This is a genomic window from Paraplanobispora takensis, assembly GCF_016863195.1.
GTDB classification, from domain to species: Bacteria; Actinomycetota; Actinomycetes; order Streptosporangiales; family Streptosporangiaceae; genus Planobispora; species Planobispora takensis.
Genome location: NZ_BOOK01000027.1, coordinates 57,094 through 74,456, shown reverse-complemented (window position 1 = coordinate 74,456; position 17,363 = coordinate 57,094). Strand labels below are relative to the sequence as shown.

Sequence of the window (17,363 nt, the reverse complement as noted above, 5' to 3'; positions counted from 1 at the left end):
CGGGGGCGTCGGGTGACCTCGCGGACGGGGCCGATCCGGGTGGCGCTCGCCGACGACCAGGCCGTCGTGCGCATGGGGCTCCGGGCGCTCATCGACCGCGAGCCCGGCCTGGAGTTCGCCGGTGAGGCCGCCGACGGCGCCGCGGCCCTGCGGCTGCTGGGCGAGACCCGCCCCGACGTCCTCCTCCTCGACGTCCGCATGCCCGGCATGGACGGCATCGAGACCCTTCGGGCCATCGCCGCCGACCCGGAGGTCAGCGCCACCCGGGTGATCGTCGTCACCACCTTCGAGGTCGACAGCTACGTCTTCGCCGCCCTGCAGGCCGGGGCCAGCGGGTTCGTCCTCAAGGACAGTGCCCCCGAGGAGCTCGTCCACGCGATCAGGGTCGTCGCCGCGGGTGAGGCGCTGCTGTCCCCCTCCGTCACCAGGAAGGTCATCGGCCTGTTCGGCCGCCACGACGTCACCCCGGTCGAGGGCCTCGACACCCTCACGCCCCGGGAGCGGGAGATGGTCGCCTGGGTCGCCACCGGCCGGTCGAACGACGAGATCGCCAAGGAACTGGTCATCAGCCCCGACACGGTCCGCACCCACGTCAGCCGCGCCATGGTCAAGCTGCACGCCCGCGACCGGGCCCAGCTGGTCGTCTTCGCCGTCAGGTCCGGTCTGACGATTCCTTGAGGAAGCCCCGGTAGGCGCGCTGCTCCAGGTGCGCCTCGATCTGCTTCACCGTCTCCAGCCCCACGCCGACCATGATGAGGACGGTCGTCCCGCCGAAGGGGAAGTCCGTCTGGCTCGACGGGTCGTCCAGGATCGCGAACGCGATGATCGGGATCAGGGACAGCGCGCCGAGGTAGGCGGCCCCCGGCGCGGTCAGCCGCGAGAGCACGAACCGCAGGTAGGCGGCGGTGGCCCGGCCCGGCCGGACGCCGGGGACGAACCCGCCGTAGCGCATGATGCCGTCGGCCACCTCCGCCGGGTCGAAGGTGATCGAGGTGTAGAGGTAGGTGAACGCCACGATCAGCGCGTAGTAGCCCAGCATGTAGACCGGGTGGTCGCCCGAGACGAGATAGCGCGTGACCCATTCGCCGACCGGTCCCGTCCCGCCCGTCAGCTGCGCGGCCATCTGCGGCACGACCAGCAGGGACGAGGCGAGGATGACCGGGACGATCCCGGCCTGGTTGACCTTCAGCGGCAGGTAGGTCGAGGTCCCGCCGTACACCCTGCGCCCGACCACCCGCCTGGCGTACTGCACCGGGATCCGCCGCTGCGCCTGCTCGATGAACACCACCGCCGCCACCAGGAAGACGCCCGAGACCAGCATCGTCACCAGCGCGACCGGGTTGAGCACGAAGATCTTCGACAGGTAGGACGGGAACACGGCGACCACCTGGGTGAAGATCAGGATCGACATGCCGTTCCCGATCCCGCGCTCGGTGATCAGCTCGCCCAGCCACATGATCACGCACGTCCCCGCCACCATGGTGGACACGATCACCGCCACCGTCGTCGGGCTCTGGTCGTGCAGCAGTCGCCGGTCGCAGTTGGGGAAGATCCGGCCCGCGCGGGCCAGCGACACGACGGTGGCGGCGTTGATCACGGCCAGCGCCACCGTCAGATAGCGCGTGTACTGCGTGATCTTCGCCTGCCCCTGCCGTCCCTCCTTCCTGAGCGCCTCAAGGCGCGGGACCGCCGTGGCGAGCAGCTGGACCACGATGCCGGCGGTGACGTACGGCATGACCCCCAGGGCGAACACCGACAGCTTCAGCATCGCCCCGCCGCTGAAGAGCTGCACCATGTCGACGAGCCCGCTGTCGGACCTGCTCAGGCACTCCCGCACCGCGATCACGTTCACGCCCGGCGCGGGCAGGACCTGCCCGAACCGGAACAACACGATCATGGCCAGGGTGAAGAGCAGCTTCCCGCGGAGATCGGGGACGCGGAAGGCGCGGACGAGGAGGGTGAGCATGCGGCCGAGTCTGGCCGCGCGGGCCCCGGCGGGAATCCGCTCACCGGAGGCTCCGCCGTACGCAGATCCGCGTACCCGCACCGGCGTCGCACACGGCGCGCACGGCGCACACGGCGCACACGGCGCGCACGTCGGTGGCGCGTACGGCGGTCGCGGTGGCGCGTACGGCGGTCGCGGGTCGGCCGGCGCGGGTTCAGCCCTCCGGGACGAGGGCGTTGAGCGCGTCGGTGAGCTGCTCCTCCTCGTAGGCGAAGTGGGACTCCAGCTCGGCCGAGAGCCGGTCGAACTCCGCCCGGACCCGCTCCGGATCCGACCCGCCGGGATCGGCCAGGAGCGTCCGCAGGCGGTGGACGGCGCCGGCCACCGCCACGTGCTCGCGCCGCAGCCTCTCCAGTACCGGGCGGAGCTCGGGGTGATGGCGTTCGAGGATGGGGAACCCGGTCCCGTCCTCGCGGGTGTGGTGCGTGTGGAGCGCATCGCAGAACGCCAGGCAGTGATCGCGCAGATCCGTGCCCAGGCGAGCCCGGGGCGGGGCGTCCCGCCGGCCGGCGAGGAACTCCTCCAGCTCCCCGCGTACGGCCGTCAGGTCCCGGCGGAGCCCGGCGTGGATCCGCGCCAGGTCGTCGCCGATCCTGCGGGCCCGTTCGCGGTCCACCGGGTGCAGGGCGATCACGGGGATGATCCGTGAGGTCCCGGCCTGGTAAGTGGCGAAGGCGGGCACGATCGCGGCCTGGCGGGCGTAGACCCCGTCCCGTTCCTCGCCGCGGAGCACGACCGCCGTCGCGGCGCGGGTCTCGACCCGGTGGCCGTCACCGATCTCGAAGGTGACCCGGGGACGGGCCAGCAGATTGTGGTACCAGGCCGGGTGGCGGTCGGACCCGGCGTTGGTGGCGAAGACGAAGACGCGGTCGTCCTCCCGCAGATAGGCGGCCGGGTTCGTCCGCGGCCTGCCGGTCCTCGCGCCGGTCGTCGTCAGCAGCAGCAGGGGCGCGCCCTCGAACCTGCCGCCGACCCTGCCGCCGTTCTTCCGGAACTCCTCGATGACCTGCCGGTTGAAGTCGATGACCTGCTGCTGGGAATAGTCGGCCACGTGGTGACCCTCCTGGTCGTACGGAGACACGGCTGGATAGCCTCCGGGGCAACGGAGAACTTTTGCTTTGTAAGCAAAGCTATTTTGGAGATCAAGCTATGTCAACCGACGGCCTGAGCGTCGAAGCCGGAGTCCGGACGCTGCTGCTCCTGATGCCCCGCATGGTCGGGCGGATCAAGCGCGTCAAGGTCCCGGAGCAGCTGCAGTCGCTCAACCTCGCCCCCCGGCACCTGTCGCTGCTGGCGTACCTGCTCTTCGACGGGCCGCTCGGCGTCAACGAGCTGGCCGCCCGGCTCGAGGTCGCCCCGGCGACGGTGAGCCTGATGGTCGGCGACCTGAGCCGCAGGGGCGTGGTCGAGCGGCGCGAGGACGACGCCGACCGCCGCCGCACGATCGTGGCCATCGCCGAGGAGAGCCGCGAGTCGGTCGACAGGTGGCTGGCCAGGGGGGCGCGCGCCTGGCGCAAGGCGCTGGAGCCGCTGACGCCCGCCGAGCGGCTGCTGTTCGTCGAGACGCTGCGGGCCTACGAGCGCGAGGTCCTCGCCGAGGAGGGGGAGGAGCGCGAGGGCTGAGGCCCGGACCGGAGGCTCCGCCGTACGTGGTCGGCGTACCCGGACCGGAGGCTCCGCCGTACGCGATTCGCGTACCCGCACCGGCGGAGCCCCGGGGTCAGAGCGCGGGGTTCCGTACGGCGGCGGCCACCGCCGCACCGCCCCGGGGGGACAGCGTGATCGTGTAGTGGTTGACGCCGTCCACGGTGGACTCCGTGACGCCGGGCAGCCACTCGGTGGCCCGGCCGGGGGCGTACAGCGGCAGGTCAGGCTCGTCCAGCATGCCGCGGGCCGCCCGCAGGAACACGGCGGGCACCGGCAGCGGCCCGGGGACGGCGCCGGGCAGCGCGTACACCTCGGGCGCGTCGGCGAGCGCGGCCTCCAGCCGGCACGCGGCCTCGAACCGGTCGCCCACCTCCACCAGGTCGTAGTCGGCGTAGGCGGCGCACGCCTCGGTCCACTCGGCGAAGGCCGGGTGCGCGCGCCACAGGTCCCGGCCCTCCTCCCGGGTCGCGAACGTCCGTCCCAGCCGCGCCACGATCGGCCCCACCGTGCGCTCGATCGCCTCCCGTACGGTGCCCGCGCCCTCGGGCAGGGGGAGCGGCGCCCCGCCGTCCACCAGGACGAGCCGGTCCACCAGGTCCCGGTGGCGGCGGGCGGTCTCGGCCACGACGAAGCCGCCCATCGAGTGCCCGGTCAGCAGGGCCGGCCCGCCGCCGTAATGGTCGATCACGGCGGCGAGGTCGTCGGCGTGCGCCGCCATGCCGTACGGCTCGGGCAGGTCCCGGCTGCCGCCCCGGCCGCGCAGGTCCACCGCGACGAAGCGGTGGTCGCGTCCCAGATCCGGGCCGACGAGCGTCCAGGCCAGGTGGGAGGAGGTGATGCCGTGGGCGGCGACGACCAGCGGGCCGCGCTCGCCCCACACCCCTACCCGCAGCGTGCCGCCCCGGACGGGCACCCGCTCCCGGCGATGAACCGGCTCGCTCACCGGTTCACTCACCGGCCTCCGCGTCGGCCGCCGCGGCCTCCTTCACGACGCGGGCCATGACCGCGGCGAAGTCGGTGGCGCGCTCGATGTGCGGGCTGTGCCCCACCCCTTCGTAGACGATTTCCTCGTAGGAGCCCCCGGCCTCGGCGTACCGGTCGAGGACCGCCCTGGTCTCGGTGACCATCGGCTGGGGCGGGCAGATCTCCTCGCCCGGCCAGCCGGGCACCGCGCCGAGCTTGCCGAGATAGGCCAGATCGAACAGGGAGGTGTCCGAGACGATCTGGTCGGCGTCGCCCCGCACCCAGGTCACCGGCGGCTTGCCGGGGACCGCGACCAGGTCGTCGGCGATGCCGAACCACTGCGGCGCCATGGAGTTGAGCACGCCGCGCCGTCCGGCGCCCGCGCCCGGCCACTCGTCGCCGGGAGCCGCGTCGCCCGGATAGTTCCCCTCGCCGATCGCGGTGGACAGGACCGTGTCGAGCAGCAGTTCCTCGTCCGCGCCCAGGCTCGCCGGGTCGGCCACGTAGTACGTGCGCAGGATCATCCGGGGGCTGGCGGGCGACTCGTCGGTGCGGTCACCGGCCGCCAGGCGGGCCACGAAGTCGGGGTTGGCCGCGCCCGCCCCGCCCAGGCCGAAGCCGTACGGCGACAGCGGCGCCTCCAGGACCAGCGCGGCGATCCGCTCGGGGGCGTCGATCAGCAGCTGCATCGCCACGCCGCCGCCCATGGAGTGGCCCACCACGACCGGGCGGGCGCCGGCCGGGAAGACCTCCTCCGCCTCCAGCAGGGCGGCCAGGTCGTCGGAGAAGTCGCGCAGCCCGCGGGTGGCGTCGACCGGCGCGGCCTCGGTGCCGCCGTAGCCGCGCAGGTCGGGCGCGACGATCCGCCAGTGCTCGGGCAGCAGCCGTACCAGCGGCTCCCAGAACGCCCCGGAGGAGCAGTTGCCGTGGACCAGCAGCACGGGCGGGCCATCGATGGGTCCGCGGACCATGAGGTTGTGCCGCAGACCACGAGCGGTGAGTTCCATGTACGAATCCTGCCAAGGGGGACCCCGGCCGGCAGTGTGGTCCGGCGACATACTTTCCGCCGCCGCATGTCGGCCGGCGACGCCGTCCCCGGGGACGGTGCCCCGGGGCGCCTCGCGGATCAGAGACGGACGATCATCTTTCCGGTGTTCTCGCCCCGCATCAGGCCGATGAACGCGGCCGGGGCGTTCTCCAGGCCGTCGACCACGGTCTCCTGCGCGGAGATGCGGCCCTCCCGCAGCCAGCCGCCGACCTCCGCGATCATGTCGCGCATCCGGGAGGAGTGGTCGCCGACGATGAAGCCGCGCAGGGTGAGCCGCTTGCCGACGGCGAGGAAGAGGTTGCGCGGGGCGGGAGAGGGCTCGGTGGCGTTGTAGACCGCGATCGCGCCGCACATGGCGACCCGGCCGCCGGTGTTGAGCGAGTCGATCGCCGCTTCCAGGTGGTCGGCGCCGACGTTGTCGAAGTAGACGTCGATGCCGTCGGGGGCCGCCTTGCGGAGCTGCTCGGTGACCGGGCCGTTGCGGTAGTTGAAGGCCGCGTCGAAGCCGAGGTCGTACAGGTTGGAGACCTTCTCGTCGGAGCCCGCGCTGCCGATGACGCGCGAGGCCCCCTTCAGCTTGGCGATCTGGCCGACGAGGCTGCCCACCGCCCCGGCGGCGCCCGAGACGAAGACCGCCTCGCCCTCCTTGAAGGAGGCCACGTCGAGGAGGCCGGCGTAGGCGGTGAGGCCGGGCATGCCCAGCACGCCGAGGTAGGCGGTGGGGGAGACCCCCTCGATCGGGTCGACCTTGCGCACCCGGGTGGCGTCGGTGACCACCTGCTCGCGCCATCCGTAGCCGTGCAGGACGAGGTCCCCCTCGGCCAGGCCGGGCGCCCGCGACTCGACGACCTCGCCGACCGCCCCGCCCTCCAGCGGCTCGCCGAGCTTGAACGGGGGTACGTACGACTTGGCGTCGTTCATGCGGCCCCGCATGTACGGATCGACCGACATGAACAGGTTGCGGACCAGCACCTGGCCCTCCTGCGGGGCGGGCGGCGTCACCTCCACCAGGTCGAAGTCGTCCGGGGTCGGCCAGCCGGAGGGGCGCGAGGCGAGATTGATCTGCCGAGACATATGAGCTCCGTCAAAGGTTGATGTACGTCAAATATAATCACCCCATGAACGTGACCGGTGAAGTGGTGGCTCTGATGGGAGAGGTGGCGGCCCGCTACAACAGGAGATACGAGGAGGCCGCCGGGCGGCACCGGCTGACCGCCCTGCAGGCCAAGATGCTCGTGCTGATCGCCGCCGGGCCCCTGCCCATGAGGCGCATCGCGCGCCTGTTCAACTGCGACCCGTCCAACGTCACCGGCATCGTGGACCGCCTGGAGGGGCGCGGCCTCCTGCGGCGCGAGGCCGATCCCGCCGACCGGAGGGTGAAGAACATCACGCTCACCCCCGACGGCCGGCGGGCCGTCACGGAACTGCGCCGCTCCCTCGGCTTCGCGGCCGCGCCGCTGGGCGCGCTGGAGGAGTCGGAGCGGATCCAGCTGCGGGACCTGCTGAAGAAGATGCTGGCCGCCGACGAGACCGCCGGCGAGACCGTCCGTGAGATCGCTGACGGGACCGCCGGGGAGGCCGCGGAGGAGGCCGGGCCGCTCACACGGTGAGCGTGAACGCGCCGAGCTCCTCCATCCGGCGCAGGAAGGGCAGGGCGTGGAAGGCCTCGGCGGCGCTGAGGACGCCGGCCTTGGCGGTCTCCCTGCCCTCGGCCAGCAGCAGGGCCGCCTCGACCGAGGCCACCGCGCCGACCCACCAGATGTCGGTGCCCCTGATGTGCGCGTTGCGGCCGCCGCCCCCGGCCGCGACGGCCTGGACGGCGACCATGAACTCCGTGCGCGCCCGTTCGGCCGCGTCGGCGTCCACGCTGGTGAAGATCTGCTCCTCCTCGAAGGTGCTGGAGGTCAGCTGGGACTCCACGGTGCGGACGGGGACGTGCCTGGGGATGGTGACCATCTCCCCGGAGGGGAAGGGCGCGATCATCGTGCGGGGGCCGATGGGCGGGGGGAAGGGGAAGACGGTGTTGCGGATCTCGACCGGTCCCGTGCGCAGGACCCCGTCGGTGTAGGTCACCCTGTCGATCTCGCCGATCAGCAGCTCCGCCGTCTTGATCGCGGCCTTCGTCATGCGCCAGCCGGTGACCCGGTAGCCCACCGTGATCCGGTCGACCTCGGACATGCCCTCGGTCACGACCGCGGCCAGCAGATCGGCGAGCGCGCCGTAGAAGCTCATCTGGGGGATCATCACGGCGCCGGTGCGCTGGGCCTGCGCCTGAAGGGACTCGAACAGGTGCTTGACGTGGCGCGGCTCGATGGCGTGGTCGACGTAGTGGCAACCGGCCGCCGCCGCGGCGGCGGCGACCGGCTCGCCGGTCCGGGCGTAGGGCCCGGCGCAGTGGATCAGGACGGAGGCGTTCTCGGCGAGCTCGCGCAGGGCGGCCCGGTCGTCCAGGGGCGCGAGGTGGACCCGCACGCGCCGCGGGGAGTCCAGCTCCTCGGCGAGGGCCCGCAACGCTCCGGCGTCACGGCCGGACAGCACGATGTCCTGGTCCCGGGAGAGCAGCTCGGCGGCGACCAGGCGGCCCGTGTGCCCGTTGGCGCCGTAGATTGCGATGGGCGGTGCGTTCATGACCGGCTCGCTTTCATACCGAGGGTATGTAACTGTTCGAATCGAACGTATGTTCCATCGAGTGTCCCGTCAAGGACCACCGCGCGACCGGTCCGCCGGGAGGGAAGCGTTCCGCAGGTGAGCCTGCGGAGAAGGGAGGGCGGATCGATGCCCGCCAAGGACGGCGCCGTGGTCCGGCGGACCCAGGCCGAGCGTTCGAGTGCGACCTCGTCCCGGCTGCTCGCGACCGCGGAGGAGATGTTCGGCCGGGACGGCTACGCCGCCACGTCGCTCGCCGCCGTCGCCGCGGCGGCCGGGATGACGAAGGGCGCGGCCTACCACCACTTCCCCGGCAAGGCCGGGCTGTTCCGCGAGGTGTTCGTCCGCAGGTTGCGCCGGGCCGCCACCGCGCTGGAGCGCGTGGCCGCGCACGCCCCCGACTCCTGGTCCGCCCTGCGGGAGGGGTGCCGGACCTTCCTGGAGTGCTGCACGGACCCGGGGTTCCGGCAGATCGTGCTGCTGGACGGGCCGGCCGTGCTCGGCTGGGACGCGGTCCGCGAGATCGAGTATGAGCACCTGCTGCGGGTGCTGCGGGACGGCATGCGCGTCGCCGCGGCGGAGGGGTGGATCGCCGGCGGGGATCTCGACGTCCGTTCGCAGCTGGTCTTCGGCGCGCTCTGCGAGGCGGGCATGATGCTGGCCAGGTCCCCCGATCCGGAGGGTGCGTTCCCCGCGGTGGCCGGGGAGGCCGAGCGCCTCCTGGGCGCGCTCGTCCGCGGGTGAGGCGGCCCGGCCGGGCGGTCAGCCGGTGCGCCGCCGCTGGGCCGCCTCGGCGTCCAGGACGGTGCCGAGCAGGCCGGGGAACAGGGTGTCGAGGTCGTGGCGGCGCAGCGCGTTCATCTTCGCCGTGCCCCGGTAGACCTGGTTGATCACGCCGGCCTCGCGCAGCACCCGGAAGTGGTGGGTGGTGGTCGACTTGCTGACCGCCAGCTCGATCGCCGAGCAGGCCGCCTCCCGCCCCTCGCCCAGGTCGGCGAGGAAGCGCACCACCTGCAGGCGCATCGGGTCGGACAGGGCGTGCAGTACGGCCTCCAGGCGGATCTCCTCAAGCCGAGGGTGCTCCAGGGCCCTGGCGGTTGCGGTCGACACGGCGGCTCCTCCCGTCGGAGCGTTCATTGTACGACGAATATCGTAATTTGACATTCGTCGTAGTACGATGACTATCGTATCAATGGACGGCCGGAGCCCGTGGTGGGCGATCCCCGACCGAGTCCGGTGACCCCCGACCGAGGAGCATGTCGTGAGCGCGTTGTTCGAGCCGTTGACGGTGCGGGACCTGAGCATCCCCAACCGGGTCTGGATGGCCCCGATGTGCCAGTACTGCGCGGCCGTCGAGGGCCCGGAGCAGGCAGTGCCGACCGACTGGCACCTCGCCCACCTGGGCGCCAGGGCGGTGGGCGGGGCCGGCCTGATCATCACCGAGGCGACCGCGGTCGCACCCGAGGGCCGGATCAGCCCGGCCGACCTCGGCCTGTGGAACGACCGCCAGCAGGAGGGCTTCGCCCGCATCACCGCGTTCCTGCGCGAGCACGGCGCCGTGCCCGGCATCCAGCTCGCGCACGCCGGCCGCAAGGCCTCCACCGACCGCACCTGGCTCGGCGGCGCCCCGGTCGGCCCGGACCGGCACGGCTGGCAGCCGGTCGGCCCGAGCCCGCTCGCCTTCGCCGACGGCTATCCCGTGCCGGCCGAGCTGAGCGTGGACGAGATCGGGCGGATCGTCGAGGGGTTCGCCTCCGCCGCGCGGCGGGCGCTGGCCGCCGGCTTCCAGGTGGCCGAGGTGCACGGCGCGCACGGCTATCTCATCAACGAGTTCCTGTCCCCCCACACCAACCGGCGCACCGACGCCTACGGCGGCTCCTACGAGAACCGCACCAGGTTCGCGCTCGAGGTGGTGGACGCCGTCCGCGCGGTCTGGCCGGACGGGTTGCCGGTCTTCTTCCGGATCTCGGCCACCGACTGGCTGACGGAGAATCCCGAGGACGGCCGGGAGGGCTGGACCGGGGACGACACGGTGCGCTTCGCCAAGGACCTGCTCGCCCACGGCGTCGATCTGCTGGACACCTCCACCGGAGGCAACGCGCCGAACGCCCGCATCCCCGCCGGGCCCGGCTATCAGGTCCCGTTCGCCGCCCGGGTGAAGGCCGAGACGGACCTGCCGGTGGCCGCCGTCGGCCTGATCACCGAGGCCCGGCAGGCGGAGGAGATCGTCGCCTCGGGGCAGGCGGACGCGGTGCTGCTCGGCAGGGAACTGCTGCGCAACCCGTACTGGCCGAACCTGGCGGCGCGCGAGCTCGCGGAGCTCGGGGCCGCGGCGCGCTGGCCCGACCAGTATCACCGCGCGGTCTGACCGCGCCTCGTCCCGTCCCTGAACCTCGTCCCCTCCCTGAACAGGGAGGGGGGCGAGGAGACGTAGGAGACCAGCGCATCGGCCGCGCCGGCGACGTCGCTCACGGGGTGGCGCTTCTCGGCGCACTGCCAGGAGAAGAACCGGCCGCCGTAGCCGACGAACACCCAGACGGGCATGGGCGATGTCCGGAGGTGGACGACCAGGGCTTCCCCGCGCAGATCGGCGGGGACTCCGCGCTCTGCGAGGTGGGCGCGGAGCCTTTCCAGGGATTCGGCCTCTGCCATCCCCCCACTATCTCTCACTCAGAGTTAATTATCCATTACCTGGAGTCACAAAGCGAGAATTGGGCCCCTTGCCGCCCATCTCGATCGTCACACCTCAGGCGTCACGGCGGCGCAGCATCAGATAGCCGCCGATGAGGGCGGCGGCGGCCCAGAGGGCGAGGATGCCCATCCCGGCCCACGGGCCGTACGGGCGGCCGAAGCCCGGATCCCCGGGCGGGCCGGTGAGGCGCATGATCACCATGCCTGCCTGATCCGGCAGATACTGCGCGACGACCTTCACCTTCGGGACGTTGCCGAGCCCCTGGGAGCCGAGGAAGAACACCGGGAGCAGGACGCCGAGCGAGAGCGCCGGGCTGCGCAGCATCGCCGTCACTCCGGCGGCGAAGACGCAGATGAGCGTCAGATAGAGGCATGAGCCGAGGACGGCCTGCGGCACCCCGTCAGCGTCCGGGGGCATGCCGTACCGGCCCAGGCCCGCCTGCGCCGCGAAGAAGGCGGCCGGGACGGTGACCACCGCGACGCCCAGCACCGTCAGCGCCACGGCGAGCATCTTGCCGCCGTAGAACGCGCCGCGCCGGGGAACCGCCGTCAGGGAGGCGTGGATGGTCCCGGAGGAGTACTCGCCGCCCACGGTCAGGACCGCGAACACCACCAGGGGGAGCTGGCCGAGGGTGAGGCTGTAGAAGGTGGCGAAGAGCAGGGCGGCGGGCTCGGGCCGCTCCTGAGCCGTGTCGGAGAAGCCGGCGCTGAAGCTCAGCCCCAGCAGATAGCCGAGACCGGCGCTGAGGGCGACGCCCAGCAGCAGGGTCACGGGCGTCGATCGCAGAGTCCTGATCTTGACCCATTCGGCGGCGAGGACCGCGCGCGCGGAGGCCATGTCCATCACCGCCTCCCGGCCCGGCGCTCCCCGGAAGGCGGCCGCACGGCCCGGCGGCCCGCGCCGTCCCCGGTGTCGGGCGCCGCCGTCCGGTCATTCGTGCCGCCCCCGGTGTCGGGCGCTTCCTGGCGGTCCGTGCCGTCTGCGGTGTCCGGTGCCGCCGTCCGGTCGTTCGCCCCCTCTCCGGTGAGCCGCATGAACGCCTCCTCCAGCGACGCCGTCTCCGTGGCGATCTCGTGCACCGTCAGGCCGCTCGCCGCGGCCAGCTCGCCGACTCCCGCGGCCTCCGTCCCGTACGCCTCCAGCGTGCCGTCCGCCGCCTGCCGTACCCGGACGCCGGCCGCGGTCAGCGCCCGGCGCATCCGCTCGGGCTCGGGTGTGCGGATCCGGACGTGGGAGCGGGAGTTGGCCTCGATGAACTCCCGCGTGGAGGTGTCGGCGAGGAGCCGGCCGCGGCCGATCACGACGAGGTGGTCCGCGGTGAGCGCCATCTCGCCCATCAGGTGGCTGGAGACGAACACCGTCCGGCCCTCGGCGGCCAGCCCCCTCATGAGGTTGCGGATCCACCGGACCCCCTCCGGGTCCAGCCCGTTGACCGGCTCGTCGAGCAGGAGCACCGGCGGGTCCCCCAGCAACGCGGCGGCGATGCCGAGCCGCTGGGTCATGCCGAGCGAGAAGCCCCGGACCCGCCGGCGGGCGGCCTTCTCCAGCCCGACCAGCTCCAGCACCTCCCGGACGCGGGCGGCGGGGATCCGGTTGCTCCGCGCCAGCCAGAGCAGGTGGCCGTACGCGCTGCGACCGGGGTGGACGTCCCGGGTCTCCAGCATGGCCCCGACCCGCCGCAGGGGGCCGGACAGCTCCCGGTAGCGCCGGCCGTCGATGAGGACCCGGCCCCCGGTGGGGTGGTCGAGACCCAGCGCCATCCGCATCGTGGTGGATTTGCCGGCCCCGTTCGGGCCGAGGAACCCGGTCACCCGGCCCGGCCGCACGGTGAAGGAGAGCCCGTCGACCGCGACCGTGTCCCCGTACCTCTTGCTGAGGTTCTGTATGTCGATCACGCGGCTCACGCTAGGAACCGGGGCCGGTCCCGCGCAGTCCTCGAAAGTGCCCGGTTCCCGCCGACGAAAGTCGACAGGCGAGCCGGAACGGCGGCCGGGACGTAGTCTGCGCAGCATGGGCCGACACCGCAGCACGGGCCGACACCTCCTCGCCGTCGTCGTGGTCCTGGCCGACACGGCGCTCGTGGTGACCAGGGGACAGGGCGCTCTGCTGTCGTGGGGCACGGCGGGATACGCGCTGGCCGCGGGGCTGGTGATCGTGCTGTGCCGCCGGTCCCCGGCGGGGGCGTTCGTGTCCGCGCTGACCCTCGCCTCGCTGACCGGCGGCACGTATTTCCTCCTGCTGTGGACCGCCTACCACGCCGGGCGCGGGATCACCTCGCGGCGGGGCCTGGCCGTGGCCGTCGGCGCGGCGTCCGGCGGCCTCGCCGTGCAGCTCGTGCTCCTGCCCCCGTCCGTGACGGAGGCCCCCTCCTTCGTGTACGCCTATCTCGTGTTCGCCGCGCTGCCGCTGCTGGTCGGCCGGTACCTCGCCCAGCACGAGCGGCTGGTCTCGACGCTCGACCGGCACAACCGGCGGCTCCGGCAGGAACGGGAGCTCCTGGCCGAGCGGGAGCGGCTGCGCGAGCGGCTGAGGATCGCCCGGGACATGCACGACTCCCTCGGGCACCGGCTCAGCCTCGTGTCGGTCCAGGCGGCGGCGCTGGAGGTGTCGCCGCTGCCCGCCGCGGAACGGCAGGCGGTCCGGCAGCTGGCGGGAGCGGCGCGCGCCGCGATGGACGAGCTGTACGAGCTGGTCGGGGCGCTGCGGGCGCAGGACGAGCCGCCGCCCGCACGGTCGTTCGGCGCGGAGACCCTCGCAACGCTGCTGGAGGGGTTCCGGGCGGCCGGGGTCACGGTGGAGCTGCGGTGGCGGGGGGAGGCCCGGGCGTTGTCCCCGGAGGCGGGGCAGGCGGTGTACCGGGTGGTCGAGGAGGGGCTGACCAACGCGGTCAAGCACGCCCCGGGCCTGCCGGTCGCGGTGAGCGCCGCGTGGGAGCCGGACGCGCTGCTGGTCACCGTGTCCAACCCCGTACCGGACCGTCCGGTCTCGCCGGTCACCGTCTCCGGCCCCGCACCGGGCCGCCCGGCCCCCGCGGGCCCCGGCGGTTCCGGGCACGGCCTGGCCGGGCTGGGTGAGCGGGTACGGCTCGCCGGCGGGTTCCTGGACCACCGAGGGTCGGCCGGGGAGTTCCGGCTCTTCGCGATGGTGCCGGCCGCCGGTGCGGAGACGGCCGAGGGGGAGGCCCCCGGAGAGATCTCCGGCGGGCCGTCCGGGGCGGAACGCGCCCGCACGGTCGCGCTCGGCCTCCTCACGGCGATCGCGATGATCGGCATCCTGTCCGCGGGCGTCGCGGTGGGGGTGAGATGAGGTGATCAGGGTCCTGGTCGCCGACGACGAGCCGCTGATCACGGCCGGCATCCGCACCGTGCTGGAGTCGGCGGGCGACATCGAGGTGGTCGCCGAGGCGGCGGACGGCAGAGCGGCCGTCGAGGGGGCGATCAGGTGCCGGGCCGACGTGGCGCTGGTCGACATCAACATGCCGGTGCTGGACGGCCTGGGCGCGGCCGAGGAGCTGCGCCGCCGGATGCCGGGGCTGCGGACCGTGGTGCTCACGGCCTTCGGCGCGGAGCCGAACGTGCTGCGCGCCGTGCAGAACGGCGTGGCCGGTTTCCTGCTCAAGAACTGCACGCCCGACGAGCTGATCCGCGCGGTCCGGGCGGCGCACCGCGGGGACGCCTACCTGTCCCCCGCGGTGGCCCGGACGGTCCTGGACATGGTCACGCCGGGCGAGGCCCACCGCCGCAGGGAGGCGGCCGGCCTGCTGGCGGCGCTGGCCCCCCGGGAGTCGGAGGTGGCGGGCCTGCTGGCCGAAGGGTTGTCCAACGCCGAGATCGGCCGCCGGATGAACATGAGCGAGACGACCATCAAGACCTACGTGAGCCGGATCCTGGCCAAGCTCGGCTGCTCGAACCGCGTCCAGGCCGCCCTGCTCGTCCGGGACGCCGGCTCCCGCGGCTGACGCGGCCGGCACCGGCGGCGCGGCCGTCAGACGGGGATGGAGATCCCGAGGCCGCCGCGGGTCCGCGCGCCGTACCTCTCCTTCTCGCGGGCGATGTCGAGGGGCTTGATGCCCTTGCGCCCCTCCAGGACCTCCGGGGTGATGAGGTCGGCGGGCAGCAGCCAGGAGACCTCGAACTCCAGCCCGTCGGGGTCCTTGGCGTACAGCGCCTTGGTGGTGGAGTGGTCGGAGGCGCCGACCAGGGCGTCGAGCTCCGCGAGCTTGACGGCGATCCGCTCCAGCTCCTCCAGGGTGTCCACCTCCCAGGCCAGGTGATAGAGCCCGACGGTGGAGCGTCCCGCGCCGGAGGGGCCCGCCTGCGCGCCGATCTCGAACAGGCCGAGGTCGTGGTCGTTGGTCGAGCCCGAGGCCTGCAGGAACGCCGCGCCCGGCATCCCCATGACGACCTCGAAGCCGAGGGCCTCCCGGTAGAAGGCGACGCTGCGCTCGACGTCGCGCACGAACAGGACCGCGTGGTTGAGACGCTGGACCGGCATGGTCCCTCCCCGAGGTGGAAAGTTGAACTCTCAAGCATTGTACCTTTCGACGATTGAGGCCTCAACTAGGCTTGACCCATGACGAGATGGCTGGACGACGGCGAGCAACGCACCTGGAGGGCGTTCCTGGCCGCCTCACAGCGCATTCAGGAGGAGCTGGACCGCCAGCTGCAACGGGACTCCGGGATGCCGCACACCTACTACGCGATCCTGGTGCGGCTGTCCGAGGCGGAAAAGCGCAAGATGCGCATGAGCGAACTGGCGGGGAGCGTGGGCTCCTCGCCGAGCAGGCTCTCGCACGCGGTGGCGCGGCTGGAGGAACGCGGCTGGGTACGGCGCGTGCCGTGCGAGAGCGACAGGCGGGTGAGCTGGGCGGTGCTCACCGACGAAGGGCTCGCGGTCCTGGTCGCGGCCGCGCCCGGTCATGTCGAGGCCGTACGGCGGACCCTGTTCGACCGGCTCGGCCCCGAACAGGTCGGGCAGCTCGCCGAGATCTGCATGGAGATCCTGCACGACGCGGTGCTGCAGGACCCGGCCTCCTGAGGGCCCGCTCCGCCGCGGCGCCCGGCCCCCCGGGCGCCCGCTTCACCGCGGGGCGGGAACCGCGCGGGCCGCGGCCAGGTGGAGCCCCGGGTCGGCGATGACCCGGTGGATGACCTGCCCGGCCGCCCCGAGGGTGGCCGCGTCGGCGCCGAGCCGGGAGACGGCGATCTCGGGTACGGCGTGGCGCATCGCGGTCAGCCGCCCGGTCATCGTGTCGCGGACCGGGCCGGAGATCCAGGGGAACAGCGGCGCGAAGACGCCGCCCAGCACGATGGTGCCGGGGTCGAGCAGGTGGGTGGCCGAGGTGAGCGCGATGCCCAGGGCCCGCCCGGCGCGGGCGCAGGCCTCCAGCGCGGGACCGTCGCCGTCCCGCAGGCGGCCGACCAGCTCCGCCACGCCGCCCGGGGCCGCGGGGGTGCCCGAGGTCGCGACGGCGTCGTCCGGGGAGGTCGCCTCCGGGGCGGTCCTGGGGGCCGGGGCGGGGAGGCCGGCGGCGCGCAGCAGGGCCTCCTGCCCGGCGTACTGCTCCAGGCATCCCCGGCCGCCGCAGCGGCAGGCGGGCCCGTCGGGGGAGACGACCACGTGTCCCAGCTCGCCCGCCAGGCCCCGGGCGCCGCGGAAGAGCGCGCCGCCGACCACCAGGCCGGCGCCGATGCCGATCTCCCCGGACACGTGCAGGAAGTCGCCGTGGCCGGTGCCGAACCAGAGCTCGCCCAGCGCGGCGAGGTTGGCCTCGTTCTCCACCTCCACGCCCGGCGGTTCGCCGCCGGTCTCCAGCAGGTCGCCGACGCGGACGTCGTGCCAGCCGAGGTTGGGGGCGCTGTGCAGCAGGCCGCCGTTGACGGGGCCGGGGACCGCGAGAGTGGAACCGGCGATGACGAGCCCGGCCGCCCGGGCTTCGTCCACAGCCCTGTGGATAAGTTTTTGCAGGCGGGCGAGGGTTTCCACAGGTGACGCGGCCCTGTTGTCCACAGCCTGTGTATAACGGAGCCGTACGGTCAGGGCGAGGTCCACGACGCACGCGGAGAGGTAGTCGACGTTGATCTCCAGACCGAGCGCCGCCACCCGCCCGCCGCTCAGGCTGACCGCCGTGCCGGGTCGGCCGCGCTCGCCGTCGCGGAGCGTGCCGGTCTCGGTGACCATCCCGGCGTCGAGCAGGTCGCCGACCATCTTGGACACGGTCGTCTTGGTCAGGCCGGTGATCTCCGCCAGCGCGGCGCGGGTGACCGGGCCGCTCCTGCGGACCTCGCCGAGGACCAGGCCCAGATTGCGGGCGCGCATCGAGTCGTGGCGCACGGCCTGTGTCATGGAACACCCACCCCTTG

At 73.3% G+C, this 17,363-nt stretch carries 20 protein-coding genes; 8 read left to right on the top strand and 12 right to left on the bottom strand.

Annotated features, from left to right (window positions below; all coding sequences use genetic code 11):
* Window positions 1-12: 12 nt before the first annotated feature.
* Complete coding sequence (locus Pta02_RS18345; protein WP_275423587.1) at window positions 13-678, top strand: response regulator; 666 nt, start codon at window positions 13-15, stop codon at window positions 676-678.
* Here the strand turns inward: Pta02_RS18345 and secY are convergent.
* A complete protein-coding gene (secY, locus tag Pta02_RS18340; protein ID WP_203876077.1) occupies window positions 653-1,966 on the bottom strand; it encodes a preprotein translocase subunit SecY in 1,314 nt (437 codons plus the stop codon). The genes Pta02_RS18345 and secY overlap by 26 nt on opposite strands.
* A gap of 193 nt (window positions 1,967-2,159) precedes the next feature.
* Window positions 2,160-3,056, bottom strand: a complete 897-nt coding sequence (locus tag Pta02_RS18335) for a nitroreductase/quinone reductase family protein (protein WP_239130864.1) — start codon at window positions 3,054-3,056, stop codon at window positions 2,160-2,162.
* Between the two features lie 98 nt (window positions 3,057-3,154).
* On the opposite strand from Pta02_RS18335, the gene Pta02_RS18330 reads away from it, so the two are divergent.
* Entirely contained in the window at window positions 3,155-3,628 is a 474-nt protein-coding gene (locus Pta02_RS18330; RefSeq protein ID WP_203876076.1) for a MarR family winged helix-turn-helix transcriptional regulator, read from the top strand.
* A 97-nt stretch (window positions 3,629-3,725) separates the two neighbouring features.
* Here Pta02_RS18330 and Pta02_RS18325 read toward each other — a convergent pair whose 3' ends face one another.
* The 3 genes from Pta02_RS18325 to Pta02_RS18315 form a co-directional block, all read right to left on the bottom strand.
* A complete protein-coding gene (locus Pta02_RS18325) occupies window positions 3,726-4,595 on the bottom strand; it encodes an alpha/beta hydrolase (RefSeq protein ID WP_203876075.1) in 870 nt (289 codons plus the stop codon).
* Between the two features lie 4 nt (window positions 4,596-4,599).
* Window positions 4,600-5,622 carry an alpha/beta hydrolase gene (locus tag Pta02_RS18320; RefSeq protein ID WP_203876074.1) on the bottom strand — a complete coding sequence of 341 codons (1,023 nt, stop codon included), beginning with the start codon at window positions 5,620-5,622 and terminating at the stop codon, window positions 4,600-4,602.
* Window positions 5,623-5,741: 119 nt separating this feature from the next.
* Complete coding sequence (locus Pta02_RS18315; protein WP_203876073.1) at window positions 5,742-6,737, bottom strand: NADP-dependent oxidoreductase; 996 nt, start codon at window positions 6,735-6,737, stop codon at window positions 5,742-5,744.
* Between the two features lie 44 nt (window positions 6,738-6,781).
* Here Pta02_RS18315 and Pta02_RS18310 point away from each other — a divergent pair, with 44 nt between their 5' ends.
* Window positions 6,782-7,273, top strand: coding sequence for a MarR family winged helix-turn-helix transcriptional regulator (locus Pta02_RS18310; RefSeq protein WP_203876072.1), 492 nt, complete (start codon window positions 6,782-6,784; stop codon window positions 7,271-7,273).
* Here the strand turns inward: Pta02_RS18310 and Pta02_RS18305 are convergent.
* On the bottom strand, window positions 7,263-8,291 hold the full coding sequence (locus Pta02_RS18305) for a saccharopine dehydrogenase NADP-binding domain-containing protein (RefSeq protein ID WP_203876071.1): 1,029 nt from the start codon (window positions 8,289-8,291) through the stop codon (window positions 7,263-7,265). The two genes, Pta02_RS18310 and Pta02_RS18305, sit on opposite strands and share 11 nt — an antisense overlap.
* A gap of 147 nt (window positions 8,292-8,438) precedes the next feature.
* On the opposite strand from Pta02_RS18305, the gene Pta02_RS18300 reads away from it, so the two are divergent.
* Window positions 8,439-9,053 carry a TetR/AcrR family transcriptional regulator gene (locus Pta02_RS18300; RefSeq protein ID WP_203876070.1) on the top strand — a complete coding sequence of 205 codons (615 nt, stop codon included), beginning with the start codon at window positions 8,439-8,441 and terminating at the stop codon, window positions 9,051-9,053.
* An 18-nt stretch (window positions 9,054-9,071) separates the two neighbouring features.
* Here Pta02_RS18300 and Pta02_RS18295 read toward each other — a convergent pair whose 3' ends face one another.
* Window positions 9,072-9,419, bottom strand: a complete 348-nt coding sequence (locus Pta02_RS18295) for an ArsR/SmtB family transcription factor (RefSeq protein WP_307837478.1) — start codon at window positions 9,417-9,419, stop codon at window positions 9,072-9,074.
* A gap of 151 nt (window positions 9,420-9,570) precedes the next feature.
* Here Pta02_RS18295 and Pta02_RS18290 point away from each other — a divergent pair, with 151 nt between their 5' ends.
* Window positions 9,571-10,677, top strand: a complete 1,107-nt coding sequence (locus Pta02_RS18290) for an NADH:flavin oxidoreductase/NADH oxidase (RefSeq protein ID WP_203876068.1) — start codon at window positions 9,571-9,573, stop codon at window positions 10,675-10,677.
* Here the strand turns inward: Pta02_RS18290 and Pta02_RS18285 are convergent.
* The 3 genes from Pta02_RS18285 to Pta02_RS18275 all read right to left on the bottom strand — a co-directional run bounded on the left by Pta02_RS18285 (window position 10,662) and on the right by Pta02_RS18275 (window position 12,896).
* Complete coding sequence (locus Pta02_RS18285; RefSeq protein WP_203876067.1) at window positions 10,662-10,961, bottom strand: hypothetical protein; 300 nt, start codon at window positions 10,959-10,961, stop codon at window positions 10,662-10,664. The genes Pta02_RS18290 and Pta02_RS18285 overlap by 16 nt on opposite strands.
* A 94-nt stretch (window positions 10,962-11,055) precedes the next feature.
* Window positions 11,056-11,844, bottom strand: coding sequence for an ABC transporter permease (locus tag Pta02_RS18280; RefSeq protein WP_203876066.1), 789 nt, complete (start codon window positions 11,842-11,844; stop codon window positions 11,056-11,058).
* Entirely contained in the window at window positions 11,844-12,896 is a 1,053-nt protein-coding gene (locus Pta02_RS18275; RefSeq protein WP_203876065.1) for an ABC transporter ATP-binding protein, read from the bottom strand. Before Pta02_RS18275 ends, Pta02_RS18280 begins: the two co-directional genes overlap by 1 nt.
* Before the next feature lie 115 nt (window positions 12,897-13,011).
* On the opposite strand from Pta02_RS18275, the gene Pta02_RS18270 reads away from it, so the two are divergent.
* A complete protein-coding gene (locus Pta02_RS18270) occupies window positions 13,012-14,307 on the top strand; it encodes a sensor histidine kinase (protein WP_203876064.1) in 1,296 nt (431 codons plus the stop codon).
* 1 nt (window position 14,308) lies between these two features.
* Window positions 14,309-14,959, top strand: coding sequence for a response regulator transcription factor (locus Pta02_RS18265; protein WP_203876063.1), 651 nt, complete (start codon window positions 14,309-14,311; stop codon window positions 14,957-14,959).
* A 26-nt stretch (window positions 14,960-14,985) separates the two neighbouring features.
* On the opposite strand, the gene Pta02_RS18260 is transcribed toward Pta02_RS18265, so the two are convergent.
* Window positions 14,986-15,495, bottom strand: coding sequence for a VOC family protein (locus Pta02_RS18260; protein ID WP_203876062.1), 510 nt, complete (start codon window positions 15,493-15,495; stop codon window positions 14,986-14,988).
* 78 nt (window positions 15,496-15,573) lie between these two features.
* On the opposite strand from Pta02_RS18260, the gene Pta02_RS18255 reads away from it, so the two are divergent.
* Entirely contained in the window at window positions 15,574-16,038 is a 465-nt protein-coding gene (locus tag Pta02_RS18255) for a MarR family winged helix-turn-helix transcriptional regulator (protein ID WP_203876061.1), read from the top strand.
* Between the two features lie 42 nt (window positions 16,039-16,080).
* Here Pta02_RS18255 and Pta02_RS18250 read toward each other — a convergent pair whose 3' ends face one another.
* Complete coding sequence (locus Pta02_RS18250; protein WP_203876060.1) at window positions 16,081-17,346, bottom strand: ROK family transcriptional regulator; 1,266 nt, start codon at window positions 17,344-17,346, stop codon at window positions 16,081-16,083.
* Between the last annotated feature and the right edge of the window lie 17 nt (window positions 17,347-17,363).

Excerpts from the sequence above, each read along its gene's own strand:
- secY (WP_203876077.1), bottom strand. The coding sequence starts at position 1,966 with ATGCTCACCCTCCTCGTCCGCGCCTTCCGCGTCCCCGATCTCCGCGGG.
- Pta02_RS18330 (WP_203876076.1), top strand. The coding sequence starts at position 3,155 with ATGTCAACCGACGGCCTGAGCGTCGAAGCCGGAGTCCGGACGCTGCTG.
- Pta02_RS18320 (WP_203876074.1), bottom strand. The coding sequence starts at position 5,622 with ATGGAACTCACCGCTCGTGGTCTGCGGCACAACCTCATGGTCCGCGGA.
- Pta02_RS18315 (WP_203876073.1), bottom strand. The coding sequence starts at position 6,737 with ATGTCTCGGCAGATCAATCTCGCCTCGCGCCCCTCCGGCTGGCCGACC.
- Pta02_RS18310 (WP_203876072.1), top strand. The coding sequence starts at position 6,782 with ATGAACGTGACCGGTGAAGTGGTGGCTCTGATGGGAGAGGTGGCGGCC.
- Pta02_RS18305 (WP_203876071.1), bottom strand. The coding sequence starts at position 8,291 with ATGAACGCACCGCCCATCGCAATCTACGGCGCCAACGGGCACACGGGC.
- Pta02_RS18300 (WP_203876070.1), top strand. The coding sequence starts at position 8,439 with ATGCCCGCCAAGGACGGCGCCGTGGTCCGGCGGACCCAGGCCGAGCGT.
- Pta02_RS18285 (WP_203876067.1), bottom strand. The coding sequence starts at position 10,961 with ATGGCAGAGGCCGAATCCCTGGAAAGGCTCCGCGCCCACCTCGCAGAG.
- Pta02_RS18280 (WP_203876066.1), bottom strand. The coding sequence starts at position 11,844 with ATGGACATGGCCTCCGCGCGCGCGGTCCTCGCCGCCGAATGGGTCAAG.
- Pta02_RS18270 (WP_203876064.1), top strand. The coding sequence starts at position 13,012 with ATGGGCCGACACCGCAGCACGGGCCGACACCTCCTCGCCGTCGTCGTG.
- Pta02_RS18260 (WP_203876062.1), bottom strand. The coding sequence starts at position 15,495 with ATGCCGGTCCAGCGTCTCAACCACGCGGTCCTGTTCGTGCGCGACGTC.
- Pta02_RS18255 (WP_203876061.1), top strand. The coding sequence starts at position 15,574 with ATGACGAGATGGCTGGACGACGGCGAGCAACGCACCTGGAGGGCGTTC.
- Pta02_RS18250 (WP_203876060.1), bottom strand. The coding sequence starts at position 17,346 with ATGACACAGGCCGTGCGCCACGACTCGATGCGCGCCCGCAATCTGGGC.